Origin of the sequence: Mycobacterium persicum, from assembly GCF_002086675.1 — a bacterium.
Classification (GTDB): Bacteria; Actinomycetota; Actinomycetes; order Mycobacteriales; family Mycobacteriaceae; genus Mycobacterium; species Mycobacterium persicum.
Window position 1 is genome coordinate 37,507 of the sequence record NZ_MVIF01000012.1, and the last position, 20,929, is coordinate 58,435.

22 protein-coding genes and 1 pseudogene are annotated in these 20,929 nt (G+C 68.2%); 15 read left to right on the forward strand and 8 right to left on the reverse strand.

Features of this window, described 5'->3' with window-relative positions; all coding sequences use genetic code 11:
* The first annotated feature begins 24 nt into the window (after positions 1 to 24).
* From BST40_RS06390 to BST40_RS06415, 6 genes are all read left to right on the forward strand, one after another.
* A complete protein-coding gene (locus BST40_RS06390) occupies positions 25 to 2,730 on the forward strand; it encodes a cation-transporting P-type ATPase (RefSeq protein WP_075546923.1) in 2,706 nt (901 codons plus the stop codon).
* Positions 2,731 to 2,800: 70 nt separating this feature from the next.
* Positions 2,801 to 4,228, forward strand: a complete 1,428-nt coding sequence (locus BST40_RS06395) for an amino acid permease (protein WP_241780243.1) — start codon at positions 2,801 to 2,803, stop codon at positions 4,226 to 4,228.
* Between the two features lie 11 nt (positions 4,229 to 4,239).
* The gene (locus BST40_RS06400) at positions 4,240 to 5,148 is read left to right on the forward strand and encodes an Rv1678 family membrane protein (RefSeq protein ID WP_075546957.1); all 909 of its coding nucleotides are present in this window, start codon (positions 4,240 to 4,242) and stop codon (positions 5,146 to 5,148) included.
* Positions 5,148 to 6,269 (forward strand): Rv1679 family acyl-CoA dehydrogenase, encoded by a 1,122-nt coding sequence (gene fadE16, locus BST40_RS06405; protein ID WP_075546922.1) that lies wholly within the window; start codon positions 5,148 to 5,150, stop codon positions 6,267 to 6,269. The genes BST40_RS06400 and fadE16 overlap by 1 nt, the downstream gene beginning before the upstream one ends.
* A 9-nt stretch (positions 6,270 to 6,278) precedes the next feature.
* Entirely contained in the window at positions 6,279 to 7,103 is an 825-nt protein-coding gene (locus tag BST40_RS06410) for an Rv1680 family SBP-like protein (RefSeq protein ID WP_075546921.1), read from the forward strand.
* Positions 7,100 to 8,095 carry an Rv1681 family radical SAM protein gene (locus BST40_RS06415; protein ID WP_089025034.1) on the forward strand — a complete coding sequence of 332 codons (996 nt, stop codon included), beginning with the start codon at positions 7,100 to 7,102 and terminating at the stop codon, positions 8,093 to 8,095. The genes BST40_RS06410 and BST40_RS06415 overlap by 4 nt, the downstream gene beginning before the upstream one ends.
* A 21-nt stretch (positions 8,096 to 8,116) precedes the next feature.
* Here BST40_RS06415 and BST40_RS06420 read toward each other — a convergent pair.
* Positions 8,117 to 8,449 (reverse strand): annotated as a pseudogene (locus BST40_RS06420) (ketopantoate reductase family protein); the annotation flags it as partial.
* Between the two features lie 104 nt (positions 8,450 to 8,553).
* Between BST40_RS06420 and BST40_RS06425 the strand changes: the two are divergent.
* Positions 8,554 to 8,847, forward strand: a complete 294-nt coding sequence (locus tag BST40_RS06425) for a DUF427 domain-containing protein (RefSeq protein ID WP_075546919.1) — start codon at positions 8,554 to 8,556, stop codon at positions 8,845 to 8,847.
* Here BST40_RS06425 and BST40_RS06430 read toward each other — a convergent pair.
* The 4 genes from BST40_RS06430 to BST40_RS06445 form a co-directional block, all read right to left on the reverse strand.
* Positions 8,844 to 9,155, reverse strand: a complete 312-nt coding sequence (locus BST40_RS06430; RefSeq protein WP_075546918.1) for a glutaredoxin family protein — start codon at positions 9,153 to 9,155, stop codon at positions 8,844 to 8,846. The genes BST40_RS06425 and BST40_RS06430 overlap by 4 nt on opposite strands.
* A 4-nt stretch (positions 9,156 to 9,159) precedes the next feature.
* Entirely contained in the window at positions 9,160 to 9,729 is a 570-nt protein-coding gene (locus tag BST40_RS06435; RefSeq protein ID WP_083153831.1) for a peroxiredoxin-like family protein, read from the reverse strand.
* A 59-nt stretch (positions 9,730 to 9,788) separates the two neighbouring features.
* Positions 9,789 to 10,280 (reverse strand): YflT domain-containing protein, encoded by a 492-nt coding sequence (locus tag BST40_RS06440; protein ID WP_075546917.1) that lies wholly within the window; start codon positions 10,278 to 10,280, stop codon positions 9,789 to 9,791.
* A 184-nt stretch (positions 10,281 to 10,464) separates the two neighbouring features.
* Positions 10,465 to 10,890, reverse strand: coding sequence for a copper chaperone PCu(A)C domain-containing protein (locus tag BST40_RS06445; RefSeq protein WP_131808288.1), 426 nt, complete (start codon positions 10,888 to 10,890; stop codon positions 10,465 to 10,467).
* A 149-nt stretch (positions 10,891 to 11,039) separates the two neighbouring features.
* Here BST40_RS06445 and hemL point away from each other — a divergent pair, with 149 nt between their 5' ends.
* The 7 genes from hemL (at position 11,040) to BST40_RS06480 (ending at position 18,336) form a co-directional block, all read left to right on the forward strand.
* Positions 11,040 to 12,371 carry a glutamate-1-semialdehyde 2,1-aminomutase gene (gene hemL / locus BST40_RS06450; protein ID WP_075546916.1) on the forward strand — a complete coding sequence of 444 codons (1,332 nt, stop codon included), beginning with the start codon at positions 11,040 to 11,042 and terminating at the stop codon, positions 12,369 to 12,371.
* Positions 12,371 to 12,979, forward strand: coding sequence for a histidine phosphatase family protein (locus BST40_RS06455; RefSeq protein WP_075546915.1), 609 nt, complete (start codon positions 12,371 to 12,373; stop codon positions 12,977 to 12,979). Before hemL ends, BST40_RS06455 begins: the two co-directional genes overlap by 1 nt.
* Positions 12,980 to 12,981: 2 nt before the next feature.
* The gene (locus BST40_RS06460; RefSeq protein ID WP_083153821.1) at positions 12,982 to 13,584 is read left to right on the forward strand and encodes a TlpA disulfide reductase family protein; all 603 of its coding nucleotides are present in this window, start codon (positions 12,982 to 12,984) and stop codon (positions 13,582 to 13,584) included.
* Positions 13,581 to 14,345: a cytochrome c biogenesis CcdA family protein gene (locus tag BST40_RS06465; protein ID WP_083153822.1), complete on the forward strand. Its 765-nt coding sequence runs from the start codon at positions 13,581 to 13,583 to the stop codon at positions 14,343 to 14,345. The genes BST40_RS06460 and BST40_RS06465 overlap by 4 nt, the downstream gene beginning before the upstream one ends.
* A gap of 113 nt (positions 14,346 to 14,458) precedes the next feature.
* Positions 14,459 to 16,027 (forward strand): cytochrome c biogenesis protein ResB, encoded by a 1,569-nt coding sequence (locus BST40_RS06470; protein ID WP_083153833.1) that lies wholly within the window; start codon positions 14,459 to 14,461, stop codon positions 16,025 to 16,027.
* Positions 16,024 to 16,998 (forward strand): c-type cytochrome biogenesis protein CcsB, encoded by a 975-nt coding sequence (ccsB, locus tag BST40_RS06475; protein ID WP_083153823.1) that lies wholly within the window; start codon positions 16,024 to 16,026, stop codon positions 16,996 to 16,998. Before BST40_RS06470 ends, ccsB begins: the two co-directional genes overlap by 4 nt.
* Positions 16,999 to 17,046: 48 nt before the next feature.
* On the forward strand, positions 17,047 to 18,336 hold the full coding sequence (locus BST40_RS06480; protein ID WP_082275381.1) for a MinD/ParA family ATP-binding protein: 1,290 nt from the start codon (positions 17,047 to 17,049) through the stop codon (positions 18,334 to 18,336).
* 16 nt (positions 18,337 to 18,352) lie between these two features.
* Here BST40_RS06480 and BST40_RS28900 read toward each other — a convergent pair whose 3' ends face one another.
* A complete protein-coding gene (locus tag BST40_RS28900; protein WP_089025030.1) occupies positions 18,353 to 18,499 on the reverse strand; it encodes a hypothetical protein in 147 nt (48 codons plus the stop codon).
* 46 nt (positions 18,500 to 18,545) lie between these two features.
* On the opposite strand from BST40_RS28900, the gene BST40_RS06485 reads away from it, so the two are divergent.
* Positions 18,546 to 18,905: a DUF4229 domain-containing protein gene (locus BST40_RS06485; protein ID WP_075546910.1), complete on the forward strand. Its 360-nt coding sequence runs from the start codon at positions 18,546 to 18,548 to the stop codon at positions 18,903 to 18,905.
* An 8-nt stretch (positions 18,906 to 18,913) separates the two neighbouring features.
* On the opposite strand, the gene fabH is transcribed toward BST40_RS06485, so the two are convergent.
* Positions 18,914 to 19,930: a beta-ketoacyl-ACP synthase III gene (gene fabH, locus BST40_RS06490; protein WP_075546909.1), complete on the reverse strand. Its 1,017-nt coding sequence runs from the start codon at positions 19,928 to 19,930 to the stop codon at positions 18,914 to 18,916.
* 115 nt (positions 19,931 to 20,045) lie between these two features.
* Positions 20,046 to 20,918: a 1,4-dihydroxy-2-naphthoate polyprenyltransferase gene (locus BST40_RS06495; protein WP_075546954.1), complete on the reverse strand. Its 873-nt coding sequence runs from the start codon at positions 20,916 to 20,918 to the stop codon at positions 20,046 to 20,048.
* Positions 20,919 to 20,929 lie beyond the last annotated feature (11 nt).

Below are 20,929 nucleotides of genomic sequence, written 5' to 3' on the forward strand. Positions count from 1 at the left end.
AAGGGGTCGCAAGGGGTGAAGTGAGTGCCGGAATCCACGGCTCATCACGGTCTGGCAGCGCACGAAGTGGTGCTGCTATTGGAGACCGATCCGCACCGCGGGCTGTCCGGCGGCGAAGCGGCGGAGCGACTAGAACGCTTTGGACCCAACACTTTGCCGGTGGCTGCGCGGGGCGGCTTGTTGGTGCGCATTCTGCGGCAGTTTCACCATCCGCTCATCTACGTCCTGCTCGCAGCCGGGCTGATTACCGCGGGACTGAGGGAATACGTCGATTCCGCGGTGATCTTCGGCGTGGTTGTCGTCAACGCCATCGTGGGTTTCATCCAAGAATCCAAGGCCGAGGCCGCGCTGGAGGGGTTGCGGTCGATGGTGCGCACCCACGCCAAGGTGGTTCGGGGCGGCCATGAGCACACCGTGGCGTCGGAGGACCTGGTTCCCGGGGACCTGGTGCTGTTGGAAAGCGGCGACAAAGTGCCGGCCGACCTGCGGCTGGTAAGGGTAACCGAACTGCACGTCAACGAGTCAGCGCTCACCGGAGAGTCGGTGCCGGTCCATAAGGACGCGGTCGCGCTGCCGGAGGCCACTCCGGTCGCGGATCGCCGCAATATGGTCTACTCCGGCACCCTGGTGACCGCCGGCCACGGCGCCGGCATCGCCGTCGCGACCGGCGCCGAAACGGAACTGGGTGAAATTCATCGGCTGGTCGGTGCCGCGGAAACCCTGATGACGCCGCTGACCGCGAAGCTCGCTTGGTTCAGCAAGGTCCTGACCATCGCCATCCTCGCACTGGCGGCGGCCACCTTCGCCACAGGATTGCTGCGCCGCCAGGATGCCGTTGAAACCTTCACCGCCGCGATCGCCCTCGCGGTCGGGGCCATCCCCGAAGGCCTGCCGGCCGCCGTCACCATCACCCTGGCTATCGGTGTGGCCCGAATGGCCAAGCGCCGCGCGGTGATTCGTCGGCTGCCGGCGGTGGAGACGCTGGGCAGCACCACCGTCATCTGCAGCGACAAGACCGGAACGCTGACCGAGAACCAGATGACCGTCCAGATGATCTGGACCCCCGACGGCATGGTCGAGGTGACCGGAACGGGCTATGCGCCCGACGGTGTCCTGCAGGATCGCGAAGGCGCCCTTGTGTCGATGGATGAACATGCGGCACTGCGCTGGTCACTGATCGCCGGTGCGCGCTGCAACGACGCGGCACTCAGCCACGACGATGGGCACTGGAGTGTTATCGGTGACCCGACCGAGGGCGCGATGCTGGTTGTTGCGGCCAAGGCTGGTCTCAATGTGGAGCGCGTCGGCGCCGGCATGCCGCGGGTGGCGGCCATCCCGTTCAGCTCCGAGCGCCAATACATGGCCACCCTGCATCGTCACGGCGCTGATCACGTGGTGCTGGCCAAGGGCGCCGTGGAGCGGATGCTCGAGTTGTGCGGCACGCAGCTGGGTGCCGACGGGGCGTTGCGTCCGCTGGACCGCGCGAGGGCGTTGCGGGCCGCTGACCTACTCAGCGCCCGGGGTCTACGGGTACTGGCCACCGCCGTCCGCGCCGGAGGCGACCCCGGCGAGTTCGACGACGATGCGCTGCCGGGCACGCTGGCGTTCACCGGACTGCAGGCAATGCTTGACCCGCCGCGGGCCGCCGCCTCCTCCGCCGTGGCGGCCTGTCACACCGCCGGTATCGCGGTCAAGATGATCACCGGCGACCATGCCGGTACGGCCACCGCGATCGCGGCCAAGGTCGGATTGCTCGACGACGAGAAACCGACGGCAGGCGCGGTGCTCACCGGTGCCGAGTTGGCTGCGCTGAGTAGCGACGAGTATCCCGACGCCGTGGACCGGGCCGCGCTGTTCGCCAGGGTCTCGCCGGAGCAGAAGCTGCGGCTGGTGCAGGCGTTGCAGGCTCGGGGTCACGTGGTCGCCATGACCGGCGACGGCGTCAACGACGCACCGGCCTTGCGGCAGGCCAATATCGGCGTCGCGATGGGCCTCGGCGGCACCGAGGTCGCCAAGGACGCCGCCGACATGGTGTTGACCGACGACGATTTCGCCACCATCGAGGCCGCGGTAGAAGAGGGCCGCGGGGTCTTCGACAACCTGACGAAGTTCATCACCTGGACGCTGCCCACCAACATCGGGGAGGGACTGGTGATCCTGGTGGCGATCGCAGCCGGGGCCGCGCTGCCGATACTGCCGACCCAGATTCTGTGGATCAACATGACCACCGCCGTCGCGCTCGGCCTGATGCTCGCCTTCGAGCCCAAGGAAGCCGGCATCATGACTCGTCCGCCGCGCGATCCTGACCAGCCGCTGCTGACCCGCGAGCTGGTGGCGCGGATTCTGCTGGTCGCCACCATGCTGGTCGCCACTGCCTGGTGGCTTTTCGAATGGGAAATCGGCAAAGGCGCCAGCGTCGAAGTAGCCCGGACCGCGGCGCTGAACCTCTTTGTGGTGGTTGAGGCCTTTTACCTGTTCAGCTGTCGGTCGTTGACCCACTCGGCCTTCCGGATCGGCATTTTCTCCAACCGCTGGATCATCGTGGGCGTGACCGTGCAGGCCGTTGCCCAACTTGCGATCACCTATCTACCCGCGATGAACACGGTGTTCGGTACGGCACCGATCGGGGCGCCCGCCTGGATGCGGATCTTCGGGGTCGCCACGGTTGTCACCCTCGTCGTGGCCGTCGACAAGCTGTTGCGCAGGCGCCGCGGCGCGAACCGTTCATGAGAACACGATCGCTCCCGGGGTGCCGTGCCAACTGGCGGTGGTCGCTGGCAACTACTGCTAGCGTCCGGTAATGCGGCGGATGCAGAACCGAGCGCATCACCTGGCTCGCACGGATATCGAGTGCGGGCCGGCCCGTCCGGATTCGAGTACGACTTCCCAACTGCGCCAAGCACTGTCGCAGCGTCAGCTCAACATGATCGCTATCGGCGGGGTGATCGGCGCCGGCTTGTTCGTCGGCTCCGGGGTGGTGATCCAGGCGACCGGGCCCGCGGCGTTCCTGACCTACGCCATGTGCGGGGTGCTGATCGTGCTGGTGATGCGAATGCTCGGGGAGATGGCCACCGCGAACCCGTCGACCGGGTCGTTCGCCGACTACGCGGACACCGCCCTGGGGAGCTGGGCCGGGTTTTCCGTGGGCTGGCTGTATTGGTACTTCTGGGTGATCGTCGTCGGTTTCGAGGCGGTGGCCGGCGGCAAAGTCCTCAACTACTGGTTTCCCGCGCCACTGTGGCTGTTGTCGCTATGCCTGATGGTGCTGATGACCGCGACCAACCTGGTCTCGGTGTCGTCCTTCGGCGAGTTCGAATTCTGGTTCGCCGGAATCAAAGTCGCGACCATCGTGATCTTTCTCGGGGTCGGCGCCGCGTTCGTGCTCGGCTTCCTGCCGGGGCACGCCATGAATTTCACCAACCTCAGCGCGCATGGCGGGTTTTTCCCCAAGGGTGTCGGCGCCGTATTCGCGGCCATCGTGGTGGTGATCTTCTCCATGGTCGGCGCCGAGGTCGTCACCATCGCCGCCGCCGAAAGCCGGGATCCGCAGCATGCGATACAGCGCGCCACCAACTCGGTGGTGGCGCGGATCGCGATCTTCTTCGTCGGCTCGGTTTTCCTGGTGGTCGTCATCTTGCCTTGGGACTCAGTGGAACTCGGCACCTCGCCGTACGTCGCGGCGCTCAAGCACCTCGGTCTTCCGGGCGCGGACCGGATCATGAATGCGGTGGTGCTTACCGCGGTGTTGTCCTGCCTCAACTCCGGCCTGTATACCGCGTCGCGGATGTTGTTCGTGCTTGCCGACCGGCGCGAGGCGCCGGCACTTCTGGTCAGGGTCAGCCGGCGCGGCGTACCGCACATCGCCATTCTGTGTTCGTCGGCGGTGGGGTTCGGTTGTGTCGTCATGGCGTGGCTCGCGCCCGGCACGGTGTTCCTCTTCCTGCTCAACTCCTCAGGTGCGGTGATCTTGTTTGTCTACCTGCTCGTCGCGGTGTCCCAAATTGTGCTGCGCCGCCGCACACCCGCCGAGAAGCTGAGGGTGAAGATGTGGTTCTTCCCGGCGCTGTCGATTCTCACGGTCGCCGGAATCATCGCCGTACTGGTGCAAATGGCGTTCGACCGCACCGCGCGCACCGAGCTGTGGCTCAGCCTGCTGTCCTGGTTGGTGGTGGTCGCGGTGCACTTCGTCGCCAGAGTGGCGACGCGCAGACCCTTGCGCCGCATGTGATACTGCAACGCATGAGGTCGGCCGGGGTGCGTCGCGGAACGGAACTGTTGTTTTCACCCGGGGCGCCGCCGGAGACCGGTGGCCTGATAGCTCTGGCCGGTCTGCGGCTGCTGGCCGGGTTGATCTGGCTCTACAACGTGGTCTGGAAACTGCCACCGGATTTTGGCCAGCGCAGCAACAGCGGTTTGTACCACTTCACCCATCTGGCGATCGAACATCCGGTGTTCGCACCGTTCAGTTGGGCCGTCGAACACCTGGTGCTGCCGTACTTCACCGCCTTCGGTTGGGCGGTGCTGGTCGCCGAGTCCGCACTCGCGGTATTGCTGCTGACCGGGACGGCGGTGCGGCTGGCCGCCCTGATCGGCATCGGACAGTCACTGGCCATCGGCCTCTCGGTCGCCGAGTCGCCCGGGGAATGGCCGTGGGCGTACGCGATGCTGCTCGGCATCCACGTCGTCTTGCTCTTCGTGACGTCGGCCCGGTACGCCGCCGTCGACGCGGTGCGCGCCGCGACCACGCCATCAGCGGTCAGTTTGAGAGCGCAGCGGTTGCTGGCTGGTTGGGCAACCGTGCTGCTACTGATCGGGCTGATCGCCGTGTGGCGCGGTCTTGCCGGCAGTTGGCCCGCCTACGTCGGCATCCGACCATTGGAATTCTCGCTCGGCCAATACAACCTGCGTGGAGCCGTGGTACTGATCGCGGTCGCATTGGCGATGCTGGCAGCGGCCAGGGTCGGCCAGCGCTTGATCGCGATCGCGGCCGCCGCGGTGGCAGCGCTGGCCGCGGCCTCGATCTACGTCCAAGTAGCCGGGAATTCGGTGTGGCTCGGTGGAACCAACACCACCGCAGTAATTTTTGTCTGTGCGGCGGTGGTGAGTCTGGCAACCGGGCCGAGAATCGGCCGGACGAAAGGGGCGTGATGACCGCGTCGGGCGTTGTGCCGCAAGTCGTTGCCGTCGCCGCAGCACACGCCGATCGAGTGGACGCCGACTGTTCCTTTCCGGTGGAGTCGGTGGATGCCCTGCGGGCCAGCGGACTCCTCGGTCTGGTGCTACCGGCCGATGTCGGTGGAATGGCCGCCAGCCCAAAGGAATTCACCCAGGTAGTGGCGCAGCTGTCGGCCGCCTGCGGATCGACCGCCATGATCTATCTGATGCATGTGGCGGCGGCCGTCGCGGTCGCCGCAGCGCCCCCGCCGGGCCTGCCGGATCTGTTGGCGGACATGGCTTCCGGGAAAATACTGGGCACGTTGGCGTTCAGCGAGAAGGGTTCTCGGTCGCACTTCTGGGCGCCGGTGTCCACCTCGACCGCCGACGGGGACGACGTCGTCGTGCGGGCCGACAAAAGCTGGGTGACATCGGCGGGGTTCGCCGACGTCTACGTCGTCTCCACCGGTTCGGTCAGCGGCGTCGCCGGAGACGTCGATCTCTACGCTGTTCCGGCGGACACCTCGGGCCTGCGGGTGACCGGGACCTTCACCGGGATGGGTTTGCGCGGCAATGCCTCGGCGCCGATGTCGGTGGACATTCGCGTGCCCGCCTCCTATGGCGTGGGCCCGCCGGGCGGCGGGTTCGGCATGATGATGCAAACAGTGTTGCCGTGGTTCAACCTCGGAAATGCGGCCGTGTCACTGGGTTTGGCAACCGCCGCTACCAGCGCCGCGGTCAGGCACGTCAGCAGCGCCCGGCTGGAACACCTCGGCGGGAGTCTGGCCGAGCTGCCGACGATCCGCGCCCAGATCGCCCGGATGGGCACCGGGCTGGCGGCGCAGGAGGCGTATCTGGCGCAGGTGGCCGATCGGGTGAGTTCTCCCGACGACACCACACTGACGCATGTGCTGGGAGTCAAAGCGTCGGTCAACGACGCCGCGCTGACCATCACCGAGTCGGCGATGCGGGTGTGTGGCGGTGCGGCGTTCTCCAAGCATCTGCCCATCGAACGGGCGTTCCGCGACGCTCGGGCCGGGGCGGTGATGGCACCGACCGCCGACGCACTGTACGACTTCTACGGCCGGGCCGTCACCGGGCTGCCGCTGTTCTAGGGGAGGGATATGTCAGCCGAACCGCTGGTTGTCGGGGCTGTGGCATACACGCCGAATGTGGTCCCGATCTGGGAGGGCATCCGAAGCTACTTTCGGGACGCCGAAAGCCCGGACACCGAGATGGATTTCGTGCTCTACTCCAACTACGGGCGGTTGGTCGACTCGCTGATCGCCGGCCACATCGACATCGCCTGGAACACCAACCTGGCCTATGTGCGCACCGTGTTGCAAACGGGTGGGCACTGCACCGCGCTGGCGCAGCGGGACACCGACGTCGACTACACCACCGTGTTCGTGGCGCGCGCCGGCAGTGGACTGCACGGCGCGGGCGACATTGCCGGAACACGTGTTGCACTCGGGTCCGCCGACTCCGCGCATGCGGCGATCCTGCCGCTGTATTACCTGCGTCGCGCCGGCATCGCGGAGGCGGACCTGCACGTCACCCGATTCAACACCGACATCGGCAAACACGGCGACACCGGCCGCAGCGAGCTGGACGCGGTGGACGCCGTGTTGGCCGGGGAGGCGGACGTGGCGGCAATCGGCAGCTCGACGTGGGCGGCGATGGGTGCCGCGGAGCTGATGGGGGAATCGCTGGCCGAAGTCTGGCGCACCGACGGCTACTGCCACTGCATGTTCACCGCGTTGGACACCTTGGCCGCCGAGCGGTACCAACCATGGCTGGACCGGTTGCTGGCGATGAACTGGGATAACCCCGAGCATCGAAAGATATTGGAACTCGAGGGGTTACGACGCTGGGTGCCGCCGCACCTGGACGGATACCAGCCGTTGTTCGAAGCTGTCGAGGAGCAGGGTATCGACCCGCGATGGTGATCCTGGACTTGATGCGCCAGGTGAGCGGGCTTGCGCAGGGCGCCACCGTCGAAGTTGCCGTCAGCAGTCACCGCGACCGAGAACTCGCCGAAAAGTGGTGCGCCCGAACCGGAAACACTCTAGTGCGGGCCGACCTGGACGAGGTTGGAGTCGGTACCGTGGTGGTGCGGCGCGGTCATCCACCGGATCCCGCCGAGGTGCTGGGCGTCGACCGGCTGCCCGGGGTCCGGCTGTGGCTCTATACCAACTTTCATTGCAATCTGTCCTGTGACTACTGCTGTGTCTCGTCGTCGCCGCAGGCCCCGCACCGCGAACTCGGGGCCGAGCGAATCGGCCGCATTGTCGGTGAAGCCGCGCGCTGGGGGGTGCGGGAATTGTTCCTCACCGGCGGTGAGCCGTTCCTGCTGCCCGACATCGACACGATCATCTCGGCCTGTGCCCAGACGCTGCCCACCACCGTCCTCACCAACGGGATGGTGTTCAAGGGCCGGGCGCGCCGGGCGCTGGAATCCCTGCCCCGGGATGGGCTCGCCCTGCAGATCAGCCTGGACTCGGCGACGCCGGACCTGCACGACTCGCACCGGGGTCGCGGGTCGTGGGAAAAGGCGGTCGCCGGAATCCGTTTCGCGTTATCGCTGGGTTTCCGGGTACGCGTGGCCGCGACGGTCGCCGCCCCCGCTCCCGGCGAACTGGCGGCATTTCACGAGTTCCTCAATGCGCTCGGTATCGCCGGCGAGGATCAGCTGGTGCGGCCGATCGCCTTGGAAGGTGTTGCGTCCGAGGGGTTGTCGCTGCGCCGCGAATCGCTGGTTCCGGAGGTGACCGTCACCGCCGACGGCGTGTACTGGCATCCGGTCGCCGCCACCGACGAGCGGGCCCTGGTGTCGCGGACCATCGAACCGCTGACCCCGGCACTGGACGCGGTAAGCCGGCTGTTCGCCGAGCAGTGGGCGCAGGCCGCCGAGGCGGCCGCGTTGTTCCCGTGCGCGTAGCGCGGGACGCTACGTAGCGAATCAGTCGTCGCCCCATCGCCTTTCCACCGACCGGCCACCGCCGTCAAGGTCGCATTCACCGGCGCCGCCACCCCGACGCGGGCGCCGTACCGTGGAACCGCACCGTTGCTGACGTCGATCTCGCTGATCCGGCGCGCTTGATGGTCCAGCAGTGCCGACGGCTTCGCGTCGGGCATCACGGCGTCGAAGGCCCGATACCCGATGCCCGATACCCGATGCCCACGCCACCTCCCACGCCTTGGTCACGGCCGCGCGGCTGGCCGGGCCCACCGGCCCACATCCGCTGAATGGGGTTGGTGATATGGCGGTTGAGCGAGCCGTTGCCGACATTGCATGCCACTGTCCAACTCATTTCCGGGGCTACATCTGAAGTCGGGCAATCGGCGGCGCCGGATCCGGAAACCGTGCACTATCGAAGCCGACAGGGAGGTGGGCCAATGATTCGCGCCGTGTGGAACGGGACCGTGCTCGCAGAAGTGCCGCAGACCGTCACAGTGGAGGGCAATCACTACTTCCCGCCGGATTCAATTCATCGCGAGTATCTGATCGACAGCTCCACCACGTCGGTATGCCCGTGGAAGGGGGTGGCCAACTACTACACCGTCGTGGTGGATGGCCAGACCAATCCCGATGCCGCCTGGTATTACCCGGACCCCAGCCCGGCTGCCAGCGACATCAAGAACCACGTGGCGTTCTGGCGGGGCGTGACCATCGAGGGCCAGCCGAGCTAACGGTTTGAACCCCGGAAGATGGTCCGCCAACGCGAGGACGCGACCGCCTGGTCGAGAAGCTCCGGAGCCCGGCTGCGGACCGCGTCGATGACCTGGCCGGCCGTCGGGTTGACCATGGCGATATCGCCCACGACGACGGTGGGCACGGTCTCGTTGCCGTCGGCGATCGAGCGGACCGCCGCTGCCGCGTCCGGATCAGTCCAGATGTTCACCTCCCGGGTGGGCAGCCGGCGCCGCCGTAGCGCCCTACGCAGCCGCCAACAGAACGGGCAGCCCGGACGCCAGTAGACCACCACTTCGCCGGCCATGCCGTTACCCCAGCGACCGATCGATACTCAGCAGCTCGTCGACCGACCACTGGTCATCGGCGTGACGCCCGTAATGCACCGCGACGAGGCGGCCATCGGGATCGATGAGAAAGTCCGCGGGCAGCCCCAAATGCGTTGTGCCATCAGTAGATCCAACGCCGGCGTAGGCCGGATCGCGGCGGTGCCGCAGCGCGGCCCAGTAGCCGCGGACGGCTGCTGACCAGGCGCGCCAACTGGCCAGGGAGCGCCAGCTCCGCTCCACCCCGAACCGGCAGTAGTGCACCTTGTCGGGGTCGGCGACCACGGCGAATGGCAGCACGCTCTGATATCCGCGCAGCGCGTCGGCCGGCGAATGAAAGAACACCACTTCGGTGATACCGGCGTTGGTGAGCTGCTGGTGGCGGTCGGCGAAGCTGTGCAGATGCAGACTGCAGATCGGGCATCCGGCAAACCGGCGAAACTGCAGATGGGTACGCCCCCCGGGCGCCGGCACCGCCACGGGCTGACCGGTGATGGTTTCCAGCTGTTGTGCGGGAATCGTCGCGCCCATCGACAGTCTGCCGGGGTTTCTCATCGGGTTCTCACTGGGGTAGTACACCTTGTTCGCTCTGCCATGCCAACTTCACGCCGGCGTCAGCGAGCCGCGCTGTGCGCTGCCGGCAGAAAACGGGCGGCGTGGTCGGCGTACTCGGCGGTGACATAGACGTGGTAGCGGCGCGCCAGCAGGGTGTGCTCGCTGGTGAAGTCCCGCTTTCCACCCGTCGACGCGTGTGCGGCGAAGCCGAAGATAGCGCCCCAGAGTGCGCCGAAGGCAATCGGCAACAGGAGCACCCATACCCAAAGCCATAACGGGCTGACGGCAAAGAGCAAGAACAGCAGGCCGATCAGTGCGCCGATCCAGGCGCCGCTGGCCGCACCCGCGAGCGCGGCCTTGCCCTTGGTCAGGCGGCCGGTGACTTGTTCCACGGTGCGCAGGCCGTCGCCGACGATGCGAACGTGCTCGACGGGGAATCCGCCGTCGGACATGCGATCGACCAGCTCCTGAGCCGCGTCGTAACTGTCAAACGATGCGACCAGCCGTTGTCCGGTGCTCGTTGTCGTGCGTTCCCCGGCGGGGTCGGTCATGAGTCTCATCCCTCTCGATATCAGTTTCGTTGCCTCGATTGTCTGTCGTCACAGGGATACCCCGTGCCGGGTGGCCGTATGCACGCTGCCCCCAACCCAGCTCAAAGCGCTTGGCTGCCAGGGCTTTTCATCTTCGGGCTACTGCTGGCTGGGACACGCCTCGATGGGCACCCGCATGGTCAGGTCACCGTAGTTGTCGAATACGGTCGAATACCAGGGTCACCTCCACCGACGTACCCGGTCTGGCGGATTCCCGCAGACCGTCCACGCTGACGGCGAATGGTTGGCCGGAAGCGCCTACCTGTTCGATCGATTGGCCGGCAGCGATCGATGACTGCGGGGGAATTTCTAGCGGCGCGGCCGGAGAGATATGGACGGCCTCGGCCGCGTCGGTGGCGATCGCGAGCAGGCGTTCCGATTCGGTGCTGCGATTGTTGGTGGCCGTGAAAGCGAGCGCCGCGGCATCCCCCACCTGAATCGCACCCGACCCCGGTTGAAAGCGGGGCACGATGTGGGCGTTCTGCACTGTCGTGTCCTTGGTGTGGGAGTTCGAGCCGCGGTTCGACGAGTCGATGACCGGGTTATCACTGCCACAGCCGCCGGCCAGCACCAGGCCCACGGATGCCGCGCCCAGTCTGGTCGGGTTGCATACGCCCATGGGGGATGCTTTCCCCGCCGTCGGCATGCTTACACCCGCGACGGGTAGAACTCTTACACCCTGTAGTTGAGCGGGCCGCAGCGGCTGGGACACTAGTCGTCATGGGCAGCACGGACCAGGCGACCGCGCGGACGCACGTCTCCGCGCGGCTGTTCGCCGACGCCTGCACGGTCATCCCCGGCGGGGTGAACTCCCCGGTGCGCGCGTTCACGGCCGTCGGCGGCACCCCGCGGTTCATCACCGAAGCGCACGGCTGCCGGCTCACCGACGCCGACGGCAACCGCTACGTCGACCTGGTCTGCTCGTGGGGCCCGATGATCCTCGGTCATGCCCACCCGGCCGTCGTCGACGCCGTCGCCCGGGCCGCCGCGAACGGCTTGTCGTTCGGGGCGCCCACGCCGGCCGAGACCGAGCTGGCCACCGAGATCATCGAGCGGGTGGCGCCCGTCGAGCGGATCCGGCTGGTCAATTCCGGCACCGAGGCCACCATGAGCGCGGTCCGGCTGGCGCGCGGGTACACCGGCCGGGCCAAGATCATCAAGTTCGCCGGCTGCTACCACGGCCACGTGGACGCACTGCTGGCCGACGCGGGCTCGGGCGTGGCCACCCTCGGCCTGCCGTCCTCGCCGGGGGTCACCGGCGCCGCCGCGGCCGACACCATCGTGTTGGCCTACAACGACGTCGACGCCGTCCGGGAGACCTTTGCGCGTTACGGCGAGCAGATCGCTGCGGTGATCACCGAGGCCAGCCCGGGCAATATGGGCGTCGTCCCGCCCAGGCCCGGCTACAACGCCGCGCTGCGCTCGATCACCGCCGAACACGGCGCGCTGCTGATCGTCGACGAGGTGATGACGGGGTTTCGGGTCAGCCGAAGCGGCTGGTACGGCCTGGATCCGGTGGCCGCCGACCTGTTCACCTTCGGCAAGGTGATGAGCGGCGGGCTGCCCGCCGCCGCGTTCGGCGGCCGGGCCGAGGTGATGCAGCGGCTGGCGCCGCTGGGGCCGGTGTATCAAGCCGGGACACTGTCGGGCAACCCGGTGGCGATGGCCGCCGGGCTGGCCACGCTGCGGGCGGCCGACGACGCGGTGTACGCCGCGCTGGACGCCAATGCCGACCGATTGGCAGCGCTGCTGACCGAGGCGCTGACGAATGCCGGGGTGCCGCACCGGATTCCGCGGGCCGGCAACATGCTCAGCGTGTTCTTCACCGACCGGCCGGTCACCGACTTCGCGTCGGCACGAGCCAGCCAGACGTGGCGTTATGCCCCGTTCTTCCACGCCCTGCTGGACGCGGGCGTCTACCCGCCGTGCAGTGCGTTCGAGGCGTGGTTCGTCTCGGCCGCCCTCGACGACGCCGCGTTCGGGCGGATCGCCGACGCGCTGCCTGTTGCGGCCCGCCGGGCCGCCCACGCCGCCCGAGAGGATAAAGCCTGATGGCCGAAGAAACCCGGGTGCACGTGGTGCGCCATGGCGAGGTGCACAACCCCAGCGGGGTGCTCTACGGCCGGTTGCCCGGCTATCACCTGTCGGATGCCGGCCGAGCGCAGGCGGTCGCGGTCGCCGACTTCCTGGCCGGCCGCGACGTCGTCGCGGTGATCGCCTCGCCGCTACAACGCGCTCAGGAGACCGCCGCGCCTATCGCCGCCCGCCACGAGCTGGCGGTGGACACCGACCATGATCTGATCGAATCGGCGAACTTCTTCGAGGGCCGCCGCGTCGGCCTCGGTGACGGCGCATGGCGCGACCTGCGGGTGTGGTGGCAGCTGCGCAACCCGTTCACGCCCTCGTGGGGTGAGCCGTACACCCAGATCGCGCAACGGATGTCGACCGCGGTAGACAAGGCGCGGGCGCGCGCCGCCGGCCACGAGGTGGTGTGTGTCAGCCACCAGCTGCCGGTGTGGACGCTGCGGCTGCACGTGACCGGTAGGCGGCTGTGGCACGACCCGCGGCGCCGCGAGTGCTCGCTGGCGTCGGTGACCTCCCTGGTCTATGACGGCGACCGCCTGGTCGACGTGGTGTACTCCGAACCGGCAGGCTGCTGAGCATGCGCCGGCTCGCTCTTGCTCTGGTGGTGACAGCCGTGCTGACCGGCTGTTCCGGGCGCGATGCCGTCGCTCAGGGCGGCACCTTCGAATTCGTCTCCCCGGGCGGCAAGACCGACATCTACTACGACCCGCCGGCCAGCCGCGGCCGCCCGGGACCGCTGTCCGGGCCGGACCTGCGCGACCCGGCGCGCACGCTGAACCTCGACGATTTCGCCGGGCAGGTCGTCGTCGTCAACGTCTGGGGCCAGTGGTGCGGGCCCTGCCGGGCCGAGGTGAGCCAACTGCAGCGGGTATACGACGCCACCCACGGCTCCGGGGTGTCCTTCCTGGGCATCGACGTGCGCGACAACAGTCGCGACGCCGCACTGGATTTCGTCGACGACCGCCACGTCACCTTCCCGTCCATCTACGACCCGGCGATGCGCACCCTGATCGCATTCGGCGGCAAATACCCCACCACCGTCATTCCGTCCACGCTGGTGCTCGATCGCCAGCACCGGGTCGCGGCGGTGTTCCTGCGCGAGCTGCTGGCCGAGGATCTGCAGCCGGTGGTGCAGCGGGTAGCGGCCGAGGAACCGGCGAACCCGCCGGGCCGGCAATGACCGGTTTCACCGAGATCGCCGCCGCCGGGCCGCTGCTGCTGGCGCTGGGCGTGTGCGTGCTGGCCGGGCTGGTGTCGTTCGCCTCGCCCTGTGTGGTGCCCCTGGTGCCCGGCTACCTTTCCTATCTGGCGGGCGTGGTGGGCGTCAACGAGGAGCCACGGCCGCAGCCCGCGGCCCGGTGGCGGGTCGCCGGGTCGGCGGCGCTGTTCGTCGCCGGGTTCACCACCGTGTTCGTCCTGGGCACGGTCGCGGTGCTGGGCATGACGACCACGCTGATCAGCAACGAGGTGCTGCTGCAGCGGGTGGGCGGGGTGTTGACCGTGGTGATGGGGTTGGTGTTCGTGGGCCTGATCCCGGCATTGCAGCGTCAGGTCAAGTTCAGCCCGCGGCTGTTGACGACGGTGGCCGGGGCACCGCTGCTCGGCGCGGTGTTCGCGCTCGGGTGGACGCCGTGTCTGGGGCCGACGCTGACCGGGGTGATCACGGTGGCTTCGGCCACCGACGGCGCCAGCGTGGCGCGCGGGATCGTCCTGGTGATCGCCTACTGCCTGGGGTTGGGCATCCCGTTCGTGCTGCTGGCGTTCGGTTCGGCGGGGGCGGTCGCGGGCCTGGGCTGGCTGCGCCGGCATACCAGGGCCATCCAGGTCTTCGGCGGCGTGCTGCTGATCGCCGTCGGCCTGGCGCTGGTCACCGGCGTGTGGAACGACGTGGTCTCCTGGCTGCGCGACGCGGTGGTGTCCGATGTGAGGTTGCCGATTTGACGGAGCGAGCAGCGGCGCGAGGAGACGCAGAATCGCACCAAACCAAGCGGTTTGGTGCGATTCTGCGTCTGCTCGCGGCCAAAGCGCGCAACACCTGGCGCTCGTTGACGTCGATGGGCACCGCGCTGGTGCTGCTGTTTCTGCTCGCGCTCGGGGCCATACCGGGAGCGCTGCTGCCGCAGCGCAGCCTCAACGCCGGCAAGGTCGACGACTACCTGCGCACCCACCCCCTCATCGGCCCGTGGCTGAACGAGCTGCAGGCCTTCGACGTGTTCTCCAGCTTCTGGTTCACCGCCATCTACGTGTTGCTGTTCGTGTCTCTGGTGGGTTGCCTCACTCCGCGGATGATCGAGCACGCCCGCAGCCTGCGGGCCGCCCCGGTCGCCGCGCCGCGCAACCTGGCCCGGCTGCCCAAGCGCGCCAGCTCCCAGGCGGTCGGGGACCCCGAAACCGTGGCCCAGACGATCGCGGCGAGGCTGCGCGGCTGGCGCCGGATCGTCCGGCACACCGACGGCACCTACGAGGTCGCCGCCGAGAAGGGCTACCTGCGAGAATTCGGCAACATCGTCTTCCATTTCTCGCTGTTGGGCTTGCTGGTCGCGGTGGCCGTCGGAAAGCTCTTCGGCTACGAGGGCAACGTCATCGTCATCGCCGACGGCGGTCCCGGCTTCTGCTCGGCCTCCCCGGCGGCGTTCGACTCGTTCCGCGCCGGCAACACCGTCGACGGCACGTCGCTGCACCCGATCTGCATCCGGGTCAACGACTTCGCAGCCCACTACCTGCCGTCCGGGCAGGCCACCTCGTTTGCCGCCGACATCGACTACCAGGCGGACCCGGGCAGCCGCGACCCGTCGGCCAACACCTGGCGGCCCTACCGGCTGGAGGTCAACCATCCGCTGCGGGTAGGCGGGGACCGGGTGTATCTGCAGGGCCACGGCTACGCGCCCAGCTTCACCGTGACCTTCCCCGACGGCCAGAGCCGCACGTCGACCGTGCAATGGCGACCCGACAACCCGCAGACCCTGCTGTCGTCGGGGGTGGTGCGCATCGACCCGCCGGCCGGCAGCTATCCCACCGCCGAAGAACGCCGTCGGCACCAAATCGCGATCCAGGGCCTGCTGGCACCGACCGAGCAGCTGGACGGCACCCTGTTGTCGTCGCGTTTCCCGGCGCTGGACGCCCCCGCGGTGGCCATCGACATCTACTGCGGCGACACCGGCCTGGACACCGGGCGACCGCAGTCGCTGTTCACCCTGGATCCCCGGCTGCTCGAACAGGGCCGGCTCACCAAGGAAAAGCGGGTCAACCTGCGCGCCGGCGAACAGGTGCGCCTGGATCAAGACGGCACCACCGTCCGCTTCGACGGCGCCGTGCCCTTCGTCAACCTGCAGGTCTCCCACGACCCCGGCCAAACCTGGGTGCTGGTGTTCGCCGTCACGATGATGGCCGGGCTGCTGGTATCGCTGCTGGTGCGCCGCCGCCGGGTCTGGGTCCGGATTACGCCGGCCGCCGATACCCCCGGTACGGTGAACGTCGAGCTGGGCGGCCTGGCACGGACCGACAACTCCGGCTGGGGTGATGAGTTCGAGCGGTTGACCGAGCGATTGCTGGCCGGGTTCGGCGCATCGGCGGCGCCGATGCCCGCAGCATCCCGAAGGAGCCCTCAGGTGCACGTCAGATGAACACCGCGCATATCAACATCGGCCTGGCCCGCTACTCCGACTGGGCATTCACCTCAGCCGTGGTGGCCCTGGTGGTGGCGCTGCTGCTGCTGGCCTTCGAGCTGGCCTACGTCCGCGGCCGCAAACTCGAACCGGTCGCGGTGGCCGCCGGATCGGTCGCCGTCGACAGCACCATTCCGGGCATCGTGGCCGACGGTCCGCGGCGGCCGTTCGACGAACGCGTCGGGCGAGCCGGGCTGGCGGTGCTCTACCTCGGCATCGGGTTGCTGGGCGCCTGCATCGTGCTGCGGGGCCTGGCCACCATGCGGGTGCCGTGGGGAAACATGTACGAGTTCATCAACCTCACCTGCATGTCCGGGCTGGTCGCCGGCGCGGTGGTGCTGCGTCGCCCGCAGAACCGGCCGCTGTGGGTCTTCCTGTTGCTCCCGGTTCTGATCCTGCTGACGGTGTCCGGGCGCTGGCTGTACGCCAATGCCGCCCCGGTGATGCCGGCACTGCAGTCGTACTGGTTGCCCATTCACGTCTCGGTGGTCAGCCTCGGTTCAGGGGTGTTTCTGGTCGCCGGCATCGCCAGCATCCTGTTCCTGCTGCGAACCTCGCGGCTGGGTGAGCCGGCAACCGAAGGGGCGTTGGCTCGCCTCGTGCAGCGCTTCCCCGATGCCCAAACGCTGGACCGGATCGCCTACCGGACCACGATCTTCGCCTTCCCGGTGTTCGGTTTCGGAGTGATCTTCGGGGCCATCTGGGCCGAGGAGGCCTGGGGCCGCTACTGGGGCTGGGACCCCAAGGAAACGGTGTCCTTCGTCGCGTGGGTAATCTACGCGGCCTACCTCCATGCCAGGTCAACCGCGGGTTGGCGGGACCGGAAGGCGGCCTGGGTCAACGTCGCCGGGTTCGTGGCCATGGTCTTCAACCTGTTCTTCGTTAACCTGGTTACCGTGGGTTTGCACTCCTATGCTGGTGTGGGGTGATCAGGCGGCGGGTACAAGGACCGAGTAACGCGACGAGGGGACGTACACGTGTCTGACCATCCGACGGAGGGCGTGGGGGCGCCACTGGGGCAGGAACGCCAAGACCCGGATCGCCCGACGACACAGCTGTCGGCCGGCGAGACGGGCGGCGACTCCAGCGAGGCGCCGACCCGGGCGTTTGCCGGATTCCGCACCGAGCGACGCTTCTCCGAATCGGAGACGCATGCCGTGCCCCCGCCGCCGACCCGCGCCGAACCGCGCGCGTGGGCGGCTACCACGCCGGCCAAGGGGTTGCCGACCATCACCGATGCGCAGCCCTACGGGTATTTCGGCGGGCAGCCGGCCGACACCTCGGTGGAGACCGCGCAGCGACCGGCGGGCACGCCGCCGACGCGTTATCCGGAATTGTCCACCAGCACGCTGTTGCGGCAGGTCAAACCGCCGCCGTCGGAGGGCTGGCGCCGCTGGCTCTACATGGTGTCCGGCAAGCTGATCAACCTGGGGGAAAGCCCACGGGTCAACCGGTACAACGACCTGGTGGTTGCGGTGAACAGGCCGCTACGCGGTTGCTATCGGATCGCGCTGCTCTCACTGAAGGGCGGTGTCGGCAAGACCACCATCACCGCCACCCTGGGCGGCACCTTCGCCTCGATCCGCGGGGACCGGGTGGTGGCGGTGGACGCCAACCCGGACCGCGGAACGCTGAGCCAGAAGGTGCCGGTGGAGACGCCGGCCACGGTGCGTCATCTGCTGCGCGACGCCGACGGCATCGAGCGCTACAGCGATGTCCGCAGCTACACCTCGGTGGGGCCCAGCAGGCTGGAAGTGCTGGCCTCGGAAACCGATCCGGCGGTGTCGGAGGCGTTCAGCGCCGACGATTATGCTCGCACCCTCGAGATCCTCGAGCGGTTCTACGGCCTGGTGCTTACCGACTGCGGCACCGGGCTGCTGCATTCGGCGATGTCGGCGATATTGGCCAAGGCCGACGTGCTGATCGTGGTCAGCTCGGCATCCATCGATGGCGCCCGCAGCGCCTCGGCAACGCTGGACTGGCTGGATGCACACGGCTACGAAGAGCTGGTACGCGGATCGATCGCGGTGATCAACGCCGTCCGGCCGCGGTCCGGCAAGGTCGACATGCAGAAGGTGGTCGATCACTTCTCACGGCGCTGCCGCGCCGTGCGGCTGGTGCCGTTCGACCCGCATCTGGAAGAGGGCGCCGAGATCCGCTTCGAACGGTTGAAGCGGGAGACTCGCGAGGCGCTGATGGAGTTGGCCGCCGTTGTCGCCGACGGGTTCCCCAACGATCAGCGGCGAACCAACCCGGCGTTCATCTAGGTCGACCGGGCCCCGGTCAGCCCTGTCCCAACCGGCGCAAGAACTCTGGGTCGTCGTCGGGTCCGATCACGCGAGTCTTGGGCCGGCTTGTCTGCGACCGCGCCGCACGCCAGCCGATGTAGATCAGCGTCCCCAATACCAGGACGACGAGCAGGTAAAGCACTCGACACCTCCTGAGAGCGAATATACCCGCGCCGTAGGCTCAGGCTGTGTCAGCAGCGCCTCACGGCAACAGCGCCGAGAAAACCACCGAGCACCGCGGCGTCATCGACGTGGCGCTCTACGCTACGGCCCGGTTGCTGCTCGCGGCCGCGGTCACCGCGGCGATCTACGGGGCGGCGCGGCTGGCCGGGATCAACGAATTCCCGGTTGTCGTCGCCGCGCTGTTCGGGCTGACCATTGCGATGCCGTTGGGTATGTGGATATTCACTCCGTTGCGCCGGCGAGCCACCGTCGCCCTGGCGGTTGCGGGGGAGCGCAGGCGCGCGGAACGCGAACGGCTGCGGGCCCGGCTGCGAGGTGAGGATCCCGACGATCCGAACTCCGACCAGGGTGCCGGCGAAAGCTGAAATCCCGCCTATCCGTTCGGCGCCTTGGGCATTCGGACCACTTGCGCGGCATAGCTGAGGCCGGCGCCGTAACCGATCAACAACGCCAGGTCGCCCGGCTTGGCGGTCCCGGTCGCCAGCAGTTCGGCCATCGCCAGCGGAATGGACGCCGCCGAGGTGTTCCCGGTGTGCTCGATGTCGTTGGCCACCACCGCATCCGGCCGCAGTTGCAGGGTCTTGGCGAGCAGTTCGTTGATCCGGCTGTTGGCTTGATGCGGGATGAACACGTCGATCTCGTCGGGTGAGACCCCCGCTGCGTCCAGCGCCCGCTGACCGACTTTGCCCATCTCGAAAGCCGCCCACCGAAAGACGGCGGTACCTTCCAGGCGCAGGAACGGTCGCGGTCCGATCGGGTTCTCCGCGTGGGTGATCCAGTCGATGTCCTGCCGTATCGCGGTGGCTTGGTCGCCGTCACTGCCCCAGACGGTCGGTCCGATGCCTTGCGTCGGCGTCTGCCCGACCACCACCGCGGCGGCGCCGTCGGCGAAGATGAAGCAGTTGCTCCGGTCGTACATGTCAACCGTGGGTGACAGTTTCTCGGTGCCGATCACCAGCACCGTGCCGGCGCTACCGCCCCGGATCATGTCGGCCGCGACCCCGACCGCGTATCCGAATCCGGCGCATCCGGCCGAGATGTCGAATGCCGGAACGTCTTGGGCGCCCAACGCCGCGGCGACGATCGGGGCACACGCCGGGGTCTGCAGAAAGTGGGTGCTGGTGGCGACGATCACGCCGTCGATGTCGCTGCCTTCGAGGCCGGCGCCGGCGATCGCCTGCCTGCTGGCGTCAATCGCCATCGATGCGGCGGATTCTTCGGCGGCGGCGAACCGGCGGGTCTTGATACCGGTTCGGGTGTAGATCCATTCATCGGATGAGTCGATGTTCTGGCATATCTCGTCGTTGGTGACCACCCGTGCGGGGCGGTACGCCCCGACGCTGAGCAACCCCACGTTCGTGGTCCCGCTGGCTGTGGCGATCTCCGTCATACCCGTCCTCGGTCGCTGTTATCCCCATGTCGAGTGTGCGCCCAGGGTCGTGCGGCGCCAACAGCACCCGCCCCGAAGGCCCAGCCTGAATGCCCGGCAGGCCCGGCGCGCACCCTCACCCGGCCACCGTCAACGCCACGGCCACCGCAACCGCCCAGACCAGCATCGCCAGCCCGGTATCGCGCAGCACCGGGATCAGCTCGGGCCCGCGGCGGCCGGATCGCACTGGCCCGGCCGCACGCAGGGCCAGCGGCGTGGACACCAGGCCCACGGCACACCACGGCGTCGCAATCGTCAACAGCAGCGTCAACGCCCCCGCCGTGACCAGCAGCCCCTGGTAGAGCACTCGGGTAGGGGCATCGCCCAGCCGCACCGCCAGGGTGATTTTGTTCGACACCGTGTCGGTCGGGATGTCGCGCAGGTTGTTGGCCACCAGCACCGACGACGACAGCGCTCCCGTCGCGACGGCGAGCACCAGCCCCACCCAGTCGACCCGCAAGGCCTGGGTGTACTGGGTGCCGAGCACCGCGATCAGACCGAAGAACACGAACACCGCGACTTCGCCGAAACCGGAGTAGCCGTAAGGTTTCGCGCCGCCGGTGTACAGCCACGCCCCGGCGATGCAGGCGGCGCCGACCGCGATCAGCCACGGCTGGCTCACCAGCGCCAGCACCAGGCCGGCCGCCGCGGCGACCGTCAGGCTCACCATCGCCGCCGTCAGCACCGAGCGGGGGGCCGCCAAGCGTGAGCCGACCAGCCGCGGCGGGCCGGACCGCTGGTCGTCGGTGCCACGGATGCCGTCGGAATAGTCGTTGGCGTAGTTGACGCCGACGGTCAGCGCAACGGCGACAACCAGCGCCAGCAGTGCCTTCCACCACACGGCGGCGTGCAGCCAGGCCGCCGCGCCGGTGCCCGCGACGACGGGCGCCACCGCGTTCGGCAGGGTGCGCGGGCGAGCGCCGCCGACCCACTGCGTGAAACTGGCCACCAAGGCATCCT